The 9,126-nt window shown below is 66.1% G+C and carries 12 protein-coding genes; 9 read left to right on the top strand and 3 right to left on the bottom strand.

Annotation, left to right across the window (positions count from 1 at the left end; translation table 11 throughout):
• The coding region (locus tag ACIBCN_RS44320) for an alpha/beta fold hydrolase (RefSeq protein ID WP_396998875.1) at nucleotides 1-379 on the bottom strand (379 nt) is incomplete at its 3' end.
• Between the two features lie 740 nt (nucleotides 380-1,119).
• Between ACIBCN_RS44320 and ACIBCN_RS44325 the strand changes: the two genes are divergently transcribed.
• Nucleotides 1,120-2,424, top strand: coding sequence for a serine hydrolase domain-containing protein (locus ACIBCN_RS44325; RefSeq protein WP_396998877.1), 1,305 nt, complete (start codon nucleotides 1,120-1,122; stop codon nucleotides 2,422-2,424).
• Here ACIBCN_RS44325 and ACIBCN_RS44330 read toward each other — a convergent pair.
• Nucleotides 2,405-3,598: a helix-turn-helix domain-containing protein gene (locus tag ACIBCN_RS44330; RefSeq protein ID WP_396998879.1), complete on the bottom strand. Its 1,194-nt coding sequence runs from the start codon at nucleotides 3,596-3,598 to the stop codon at nucleotides 2,405-2,407. The two genes, ACIBCN_RS44325 and ACIBCN_RS44330, sit on opposite strands and share 20 nt — an antisense overlap.
• 221 nt (nucleotides 3,599-3,819) lie before the next feature.
• On the opposite strand from ACIBCN_RS44330, the gene ACIBCN_RS44335 reads away from it, so the two are divergent.
• The 8 genes from ACIBCN_RS44335 to ACIBCN_RS44370 all read left to right on the top strand — a co-directional run bounded on the left by ACIBCN_RS44335 (nucleotide 3,820) and on the right by ACIBCN_RS44370 (nucleotide 8,720).
• The gene (locus ACIBCN_RS44335) at nucleotides 3,820-4,047 is read left to right on the top strand and encodes a hypothetical protein (protein WP_396998881.1); all 228 of its coding nucleotides are present in this window, start codon (nucleotides 3,820-3,822) and stop codon (nucleotides 4,045-4,047) included.
• Entirely contained in the window at nucleotides 4,044-5,663 is a 1,620-nt protein-coding gene (locus ACIBCN_RS44340) for a sodium:solute symporter (RefSeq protein ID WP_396998883.1), read from the top strand. Before ACIBCN_RS44335 ends, ACIBCN_RS44340 begins: the two co-directional genes overlap by 4 nt.
• A gap of 122 nt (nucleotides 5,664-5,785) precedes the next feature.
• The gene (locus ACIBCN_RS44345; RefSeq protein WP_396998885.1) at nucleotides 5,786-5,995 is read left to right on the top strand and encodes a hypothetical protein; all 210 of its coding nucleotides are present in this window, start codon (nucleotides 5,786-5,788) and stop codon (nucleotides 5,993-5,995) included.
• 183 nt (nucleotides 5,996-6,178) lie between these two features.
• Nucleotides 6,179-6,412 (top strand): hypothetical protein, encoded by a 234-nt coding sequence (locus tag ACIBCN_RS44350; RefSeq protein WP_396998887.1) that lies wholly within the window; start codon nucleotides 6,179-6,181, stop codon nucleotides 6,410-6,412.
• Between the two features lie 317 nt (nucleotides 6,413-6,729).
• Complete coding sequence (locus ACIBCN_RS44355) at nucleotides 6,730-7,071, top strand: hypothetical protein (protein ID WP_396998889.1); 342 nt, start codon at nucleotides 6,730-6,732, stop codon at nucleotides 7,069-7,071.
• Nucleotides 7,072-7,655: 584 nt separating this feature from the next.
• Entirely contained in the window at nucleotides 7,656-7,856 is a 201-nt protein-coding gene (locus ACIBCN_RS44360) for a hypothetical protein (RefSeq protein WP_396998891.1), read from the top strand.
• 212 nt (nucleotides 7,857-8,068) lie between these two features.
• Entirely contained in the window at nucleotides 8,069-8,374 is a 306-nt protein-coding gene (locus tag ACIBCN_RS44365; RefSeq protein ID WP_396998893.1) for a hypothetical protein, read from the top strand.
• A 163-nt stretch (nucleotides 8,375-8,537) separates the two neighbouring features.
• Nucleotides 8,538-8,720: a hypothetical protein gene (locus ACIBCN_RS44370; RefSeq protein ID WP_396998895.1), complete on the top strand. Its 183-nt coding sequence runs from the start codon at nucleotides 8,538-8,540 to the stop codon at nucleotides 8,718-8,720.
• A gap of 165 nt (nucleotides 8,721-8,885) precedes the next feature.
• On the opposite strand, the gene ACIBCN_RS44375 is transcribed toward ACIBCN_RS44370, so the two are convergent.
• Nucleotides 8,886-9,126, bottom strand: a 241-nt coding sequence (locus ACIBCN_RS44375; protein ID WP_396998897.1) for a low affinity iron permease family protein, incomplete at its 5' end; no start/stop codon positions are given.

Below are 9,126 nucleotides of genomic sequence, written 5' to 3' on the forward strand. Positions count from 1 at the left end.
CGACCGCGGCCACCAGGTCCGGGCGTTGCTCGGCGAGCGCGGTGGCGACCGCCCCACCGCTGGAATGGCCGACCGCGATGACGCGCTCGACGCCGAGCGGAACGGGAACTGGCGTCGGACCTGATCGCCAGCAATCCCGACGCGCCGCTGCGCGAGATCGCCGAGCGGGCCGGAATATCGTTGTCGACGGCAAAGGATGTGAAGAACCGGATGCGCCGAGGCGGCGATTCCCTTCCGCCGCGGGAGCACAGAAAGCCGTGGGCCGACAGTACGGAGCGCGAAGAGAAAGCAAACGGACACAACGACAGCAATGATATTTCAGCCCCGAAGCACACCGCGGATCGGACCGCGGCCATGCGGACGCTTTTGAACGACCCATCCCTGCGATACACCGACGCCGGACGCCGATTACTTCGCTGGCTGCAGAGTCAAGTCAGCGATAAAAGAGAATCGAAATGGCTTGCCGAAAACGTTCCGGCACACTGTCGCACAATGGTAGCCATGCTCGCATACGAATGCTCCACGGAACTCAAGGATTTTGCCGAGCTCCTGCAATTTCTGCCCTGACGAATCGCCTGGAGACACGGGATCGGCGGTGCCGATCCCCCCAGGTGATCCGTCCTGTGACGCAGCGAATTGTGCGTAGGAGAATTATTTATGGGCGTCGATCGAGCAGCTCCGCGAGTTGCCGCCGGGTTTCGGAAACGCGGTGCGAGGTCCCTACGGCACTCGCCGCGGCCGAACCGACATCCATGACAGTGCTCATTCCGCACCCTCGCGGCTGGAAACGATGGCTGCCACGTTGCCAGGCCTCGCCTCCGGCCGATACCCCGATACCTCCCCTCCGTAAACAGTCACATCGGTGTACCGGCCGGCGGCTTCGCCTACGCCCGACGCCGACTTCGTGACGAAGGCCGTAGCAGAGTGCTCGAACTCCGAGCCCACGCGCGCTCAGGGTCAACACCCGGCACCGATCGGCAACGTCGCCGATCGGCGACGGGTGTTGCTACCAGCCTCGTCCGAACATCGCTGGGGCAGAAGGCAGCCGATGCGTACAACAGATTCTGTACGCATTACCGCCCGTGCGCGGCATGCGATGCTGACAGTGAACGGAGGGTCATGGACGCCGATTTCGAGAAGACGCTCGCCGACCGCGTCACCCAGTTGCGCGGCGCGCACCGGCTACCCAGCTTGACGGTGGCCGTGGCGCAGCACGACGCGCTCCTCGCGACCGCCTCAACAGGTTTGGCCGACGTCGAGAACAGGGTGCCCGCCTGCCATGACAGCGTGTACCGCATCGGCTCCATCACCAAGACCTTCACCGCGGCCCTCGCGCTGCTGCTGGTCGATCAGCGACGCCTCGACCTGGATGCTCCGGTGGGGCACTATCTTCCCGCGACCTCGTTCGGCCGGGTACCGCTGCGCATGCTGCTGGCACATTGCGGCGGCCTGCAACGTGAGGTTCCCGTCGACATGTGGGCGTCGATGCTCGGACCGTCCGAATCCGAACTCCACGAGGCGTTCACCCGGGTGGAAATGGTGGGCGAGCCCGGACAGCGCTGGCAGTATTCCAACCTCGGCTACGCCGCGATCGGCGCGGTCATCGAACACATCACCGGCCGGCCCTGTGCCGAACTGATCAGCGAAACACTGCTGATGCCACTGGGTTTGCGCCGGACCACCTGGCTGCCGCCGGCGGACGCGGTGGTCGGCTATCGCATCGACCCGTTCATCGATGCCTTCCACCGGGAACCGGTCATGGACATGGCGGCCAACGCTGTCATCGGCCAATTATGGTCCACCCCAACCGATCTGCTGCGCTGGGGCAATGCGCTCATCGGGGCCGAGCCGGATGTCCTGCCCCGATCGGTGGTCGACGCGATGCACACCGTGCAGGTCATGGCCGACACCCGATCATGGACCAGGGCATGGGGACTCGGGCTGATCCTCGATCGCCGCACCGATCACGTCCTCGCCGGCCACCTCGGCGGCATGCCAGGCTTCCACGCGGCACTGACCACCGACCGGGCGTCCGGGACCGTCGTCGCCGCGTGCACCAACGCCACGCGCGGCATCACCCTGACCGAGCTCGTCTGCGACGTCACCGACCAGGCGGCGGCCGCGCACCCACCCGCCGCGCCGGTGTGGCAGCCCGCGCCGCCGTGCCCCGAGGAGATCCGGCAGATCCTCGGTGGTTGGTGGTGCGAGGCCGATGAAAATGTGTTCACCTGGCGCCACGATGGTCTGCACGCCCACCTTGCCAGCGATCCGGAGCACACCGACACCCGGTTCACGATCGAGGCACCGGGTGTCTATCAGGCTGTCGAAGGCCGCTACCAAGGCGAGCCGGTGACCGTCGTCCATACCGCCGCGGGCATCGAATTACGCTGGGCTACCTACCCGTTCACTCGTTTGCCAGGATGAAGCCGCACAACCGTTCCCGCGTGCCTGCCAGCTCGGCAACGCTCGGAATCGAGCGCAAACGCAGATCGGCGGCATGGAATACCCGCACCACCCGTGGGGTCACCGTGCCGGGTCCGGCGTAGTCCAGTGCTTTCTCGATTTCGGCACCGGCCGAATCGAGCTCGCCGAGCCGCAGATGGGCCTGGGCGCATTCGAGCCGCCAGATGATGCGATTGCGCACGTACAGTGGCTCACTGGCGACCTCTTGCTGCGCCAACGCCGCGATCGCGGCCCGCGGTTCGTGCAGATCCAACAGACACAACCCGCGATATCCGGCCAAGGTGGCCTCATCGAACACCGACAGCCAGCCGGGATCGGATCCGTCCGCCCGATGCCCGCGCAACTCCCATTCCGACTCACCGAGCATCCGCCGACACAGGTCGCCCTCGCCCAGGCGGGCATGGGCGCGTGCGGCTACCGCGGCCGCGAACGCCGCCAGCCTCCGGTTGCCGCTGCGCCGCGCCCACGCCAACGATCCGTACGCGCGCTCGGCGCCCAGTTCCGGATTACCGCTCCAGATGTTGGCGTACGCCGCGCTCGGCCCCAGCACATAGGCGACGAGATCGGCGGCACCGGCCTGCTCCGCCGCGGTCCTGGCACCGGCGAACATCCGCTCGGCGCCGGGCTGATCGCCTCGATCGAACATCATCCACCCGGCGAGTTGTTGCGCCTCGGCCAGCGTGCGCCGCAATGACTTTCGCATCGGGGTCAACAGTCCCGAATCGTCCACCGCGGCAGCCGCTTCAGCGAAGGTCATGAGCTCGGCGAGCCGATCCGCCATGGTGTGATCGGCCGCCCGCGCCTCGTCGATCACCCGCCGTAACTCGAGCTCCGCGGTGTCGGGAGCCAACTTCGGCCGATCGGACGCCGGTGGATCGGCGGCGGTGAACAACGGCGCGGCCAGCCGTTCGAGCTCACCCCGTGTTTGCAGCACGGTATCCAGCCGTTGCACCAAGTCCGGTCGCGGACGCCGTTGCGCCTTCTCGACTTTGGCCAACAACTCGGCGCTGACCAGGACCAGCCGCCCCAGTTCACGAAGCGATCGGCCACCGGCCAGCCGGCGCGCACGAAGCTCCGCACCGAACGCCGCCGCGGCCGATGCCTGCGGATCCAATTCTCGAAGAGCTTGCCCCATGGCTTCGATTATTCCCACCATCGCCGTGGGACGCCGCCGACCGAGCACATTGCCGCAACAACCGGACCGATGGCTAGTTGCTGCTCGTGCATCTGCACGGGCGGCGCGGCATCATCGCAACCTTGGATCAGCGAAACCAGTTTTGTCGCACCACGTTTCGCGTAACCTTCAGGAGGTTGCACAGAAACTCCGATCCGCCCCATCGCACTGGGAGGCCGTCGGTGCACCATCACCGTAACGCGCTCGTATTGCTCCCGTTGATTCCCACGGTGGCGCTGGTGGCCACACCGTGGCTGCCGTTCGTCAACACCACCCGGCTCTGGTTCGGTCTGCCCGCGATGCTGGTGTGGACCACGCTGTGGGCGCTGGCGATCGTGCCTGCCCTGGCGGCCATCGAGTGGCGGCGCGTCCGGCGGACCGACGAGGAGACCGGGGAGCAATCGCCGTGAGCATCGCCATGGCCGTCGCGCTGGCCGGCATGGTGGTCATCGCCGCGATCGGTTTCTACAGTCGCCGCGAGCCCGCCCGCGACCTCGCCGAATGGTCCGTTGCCGGAAGACGTTTCGGCGCGATCACGCTGTGGTTCCTGCAGGCGGGCGAGACCTTCACCACCTTCACCTTCCTCGGCATGGCCGGCCTGGCGTTCACCGGCGGCGTCGCCGCCACCTACGCCATCCCGTACGTCCCGCTGGCTTGCGTCATCTGGTATTTCATCGGGCCGAGGCTGTGGCGGCTCGGCCGCCTGCACGGTTATCTCACGCAGGCCGACTTCTACGAGGAGCGTTACGGCAGTAAGGCATTGGGCACGCTGGTCGCGGTCTTCTCGGTGATCTTCATGCTGCCGTATCTGCAGCTGCAGATCACCGGGCTCGGCCTGATCGTCGGGCTGGTTGCGAACGACAACATTTCCGGCACCTGGGGCAAGGTCGTCGGAACCGTGCTCACGGCGGCCTTCGTGCTCCGGGCCGGCCTGCGCGGCACCGCCGCCACCTCGTATCTGAAGGATGCGCTGATGCTCATCGCGGTCGCGATCCTGGCGATCGCGGTGCCGCTGCACGTCGCGGGTGGGATCTGGCCCGCGTTTCACGAGGTCGCGAGTCAGCACCCGGCACGGCTGACGCTGCACGCGGGCCCCAACGATCAGGTGTGGTGGATCACCAGCATGCTGGCCAGCCTCCTCGGCATCGGCTTTTTCACCTTTCCGTCCCTTTGGCCCGCGATGCTGTCGGCCCGCAGCCCAGAGAGCCTGCGCCGCAACTGGATAATGCTTCCGCTCTACCAGGTCATGCTGGTGCCGCCGATAATGATCGGCTTCGTCGCCCTGCTCGCGCTGCCGAGCGACGCGTCCGCCAACGGCGCGCTGTTGACGCTGTCGGCGCAGGCCATGCCCGGGTGGCTGCTCGGACTGATCGCGGTGGCCGGCGCGTCGGCGGCGATGGTACCGGCGTCGGCGATAGTGCTGTCGATGTCATCGAACGTGGCGCGCAACGTCATTCGCGGCGGCAGTGCACGGTTCCAGGTCCTCGCCAACCACGGGGTGGTGCTGCTCGTGCTGGCGTTGGCGTTGGTGCTGGATCTGACTAGGCCGAATGCCCTGGCGAATCTGCTGCTGATCACCTTCAGCGGCCTGATCCAGTTCGCGCCCGGCCTGGTGGCCGGGCTGCCCGAGCGGCCGCTACTGGGCAAGGCCGCGGTGCTGTGCGGAATCGTCGCCGGCGAGGCGTTCGCCATCTGGGCGACGTTCTGGAAGATCGACCTGGCGAACGTGAACGCGGGCCTGCCCGCGCTCGGCGTCAATATCGCGGTCACGATCCTGATCGAGGCAGCCGACCGGATATCCCGCGTTCGCCGGATCTCGCGCGTTCGTCGACTTCCGCTCGCACCTCGGCGGCATCGGCGTCGCTGTCCGCAGACGGCGCCGCTTCCTGGTCACGATGCCCTTGGCTGGGGCCGGATCCGCCCCACCAAAGCAGCACACCCTGAGCTTCGTCACGTGCCGCACGCCGCCGAAGCGCCTCACCCACTCCGCCGGCTCCGGCGGCTGCCCGCGCCGGAACCGCATTGATACCCATGCCGACCATCGTCCTCTCACGCCACCGTATCCGCCAGGCGCCGACCGCAAGTTCGTCCTGGACAGCGGCCGCTGTCCACCGAACCGCGTCCGACACCGCGGGCCAGACTCATCATGTGATCGTGGTGTTCATCGCCGACAATTCCGCGCTGGCCAATTCCCTCGGCGGCCCGAATCCGACCCTGTCCGCCCAGGCGTTGGCGACCCGGACCGCGGAACAGATCTTTCAGCGCTACTTCGACGGCGACCCCTGGGTGCGCAGGGAGTCGCCTATCGTCACCAACGATGCGCGCATTACCGCCCGCCTAGCCCAGCTGGGACTGTAAGCCTCCCAACGCTTTCCGGCCGCACGTGTCGATGCCTGCGACGCGGGCGTGCCGGCCCGTCGATCGTGACGAAAGACCTGTTCCGTGCTCGATCCGTCGATGTGGGCGGTGGTTTCGATGCGGGAAGCCCGGGTAGTGCCGAGACGTCAGGTAAAACACCACCATGAGAGGTACCGAAAGACCATGACCTCACCCGCTGAGACAGGCGATGTGACCGGCACCGCCGACAAGGACTACAACCTCATCTGGTTCACCGAATCCTGCTTGAGCAATGCGCTCCGGATGGAGACATACAGCCAAGATGCCGAACGCGCCGGTGACACCGAATTGGCGGAGTTCTTCCGTCGTGCCCAACGTGAAAGCCAGAAGGGTGCGGAACAGGGCAAGGATTTGCTTCGCCAGCGACTCGCTCGATAAATCCCACGCCATCGATACACCGAATCATGCCCCGCACCTCCGGCTTTCACCGGAAGATCCGGCTTGCTTCGAGATAGCCGCAGATCGAAAAGTGAAGTTGAACCCGCCGACGACCTGAAACGATGGCGCACGCGACGGGGAAAAGGCCAGGTTTGCCGGTGTCTGCCCGAAACCGCCTTTCGCAGAGGCTTTGCCTGCCCTGCGTCACGGTGGATAATGCTCACGACGCCGCTCCGGTGGAGAACCCCGCCGACGGCGTGGACCGCCCTAGACCTCGGTGGTCCTTCTGTTCGCGTCTACGAAGGGAGGTAGCGAGCATGACCGCGACAGAACAGAACCGCAACCGGGCGACAGCACCTACCGCAAACATGGAGGGTGTCCACGTCAACGGCTGGATCACCCCGAGACTCGAAGAGGTCCTGCAGCGTGCCGTCGATATCGCCAACGAGTTCGGCTATCGGCAAGTGCACGTCGAACATGTCGCGCTCGCGATAGCCGAGGATCCGGAATCGCCGACCAGCCGAGACGGCGCGACGCCACTGACAGCTCAACAGTGGCGCCGAGCATTCCTCGATGCGCTACCGCCAGTCGAGCCGACAGACCGGCTCCGTCCTCGCCGGGGTGGCACGGATATCTTCTATTGGCGCACTTCCCATTAGGTCAGTAGAAGGCCGATCACAGCGGGTGGTCTTCACCTCAGCGCACACCTAATCGGTGGGCAGGGTCGTCGGCGCCGGGATCGGACGGTTCGGTTTCCGGCGCTTCCGATGCGGATTGTTCATGGGCGGGAGACGCGGTGGCATCCCCTGCGTCTCTTCCGATGCCGAGGCTTTGCGTTCCAAATACTGTTCCTCCGAGGGCTGTTCGCCGACCCTCCGAGGGCTGTTCGCCGACTTGATTGGACATGACGCCTCCGTTACCTTGCTCGCCGCCTCAGCTGCGGCGACGCACGTTGCGCGCGTGCCCTTTTCAGGCGCGTCGAGACGGTCATCCAGCCTGTTGCCGCCGAGGCGCCAGGCATCCGCCATCAGCTAGCGGCCCGGACTGGTGCGGCATGAGATCCGACCCCGCACCGACCTCCGGTCGTCGCGGGTAGCGCCGTCGAACAGGAACGAACGGCACACCCTTGCGCCGAATAATTCTTCCGCACCCGTGGTTAGGTTTCGCGAACGCGGGTAGTGCGCTGATGTGGTCCAAAAACCCGGCCACACTACAAGTTTCGCCAGCTAGTTAGGAGTCAGATATGGCAGACCAGAACAACCCCGGTCAGTTCGGCAACCGTTCCGACACCGAGGAGCAGGCTAGCAAGGGCGGCCAGGCCAGCAGCGGTAGTTTCGGCGAAGCCAACTCCGCTGATCCCAGCGCGGCCGGCCGCAAGGGCGCCGAAGCGCAGCCGACCGAAACGAAGTCCAAGGGTGGCCAGCACAGCGGCAGCCAAGGTTGATCCATGCTCGGGTGGGGCCCAGCGGTTCGAAACCGCTGGGCCCCAGCGCTGTCGGCGCGCTGGCTCCGTTACCAAGGCCGCCGACGCTCGGGTCGGTCCCCGTACCCACCCGAATCTTTTGATTGCCACCGAACATGTCGGGTAGAGCGTGAATGCGGCCCCTTACCGGGACCATCCCCGGCCGTTTTCGTGACCCCTTACCGAGGAGGACCATGGTTTCCCAGGACGTCATCGCACAGCTTCGCCAGGACATCACCACCGCGCAAGACGCGGGGGACGACGCGACAAGTGACCGTTTGCGCGCCGAGCTGTCCGCCGCGATCGAGGCCGCCGATGACCCAGCGGCCGAAGAACTTCCCGATCTCACCGGTTCCGGTGCCGCCCCGCAACAGGCCCCGGCGGGCACCACCCGCCGCGCCGCGGAGGACCTCGGTCCCGGCAGCTACGAGCCGAACCTCGACGCGGCCGCGGACGTCGCCGACCCGGCAGACGAACAGGTTCAGGAGCCGCCGGACTGAGTATGTATGTGCTAACCCGATGAGCTTCGTGCGGTAGCGCCGGTATCCGGCTCCGCTCGGACGAAACGCATAGACAGACCGCCCAGGGGCATCGCGGGTTTGAAAGTAGCTGGGCGGGTCATGCGTTACGGGTGAGCTTGTCGCACAATTGGTGGGAGTCAGCATGGCCGAATCATCCGGCGCCTCACATGGCGTGACGCCGCAACAGGAACCTCTTACCGTCCCGCAGGACCGAGCCGTCCAGATTGCCGCGGTAACGCGCAGCAACCTGACTCCTGTCACCGCGGTCGTGATCGCCGCGGCCGCCGTGGCAGCCTGGCTCATCCTGCGCGACCATCGCCGGTGAGAAATATCCCCTGATCGACCCGATCGGCGGAGCCCGATACCGCCGAATACCTCAGCGGACCTGGGTTTTCCGCGATCCCGGTCGGTCAGGGGCATCGTCCGGCGTGCGCGTTGCCACCGAACGCAATCGGTGCGAACTCGGTCGAGAACGTTCAGCGCGTCGAAGTCAAGCTGACTCGCGTCGTTCGAGGCCGACGGCGTCGGCGAGTTCTTGGCGGTGGCGCAGGAGTTCGGGGTGGTCGACGCTGAGTTCGCCCATGAAGTCGGCCAGTGCGTCGGCGATGGCGTTGAGTTTCTGCTGGACCGCCTCGGCGGAGCGGGACTGCGTGTTCTGCAGCAACGCCACCAGCAAGAAGGTGATGATCGTGGTCGCGGTGTTGATCACCAGCTGCCAGGTGTCGACGCTG

The sequence above is a fragment of the Nocardia sp. NPDC051052 genome (assembly GCF_044456045.1).
Lineage (GTDB): Bacteria > Actinomycetota > Actinomycetes > Mycobacteriales > Mycobacteriaceae > Nocardia.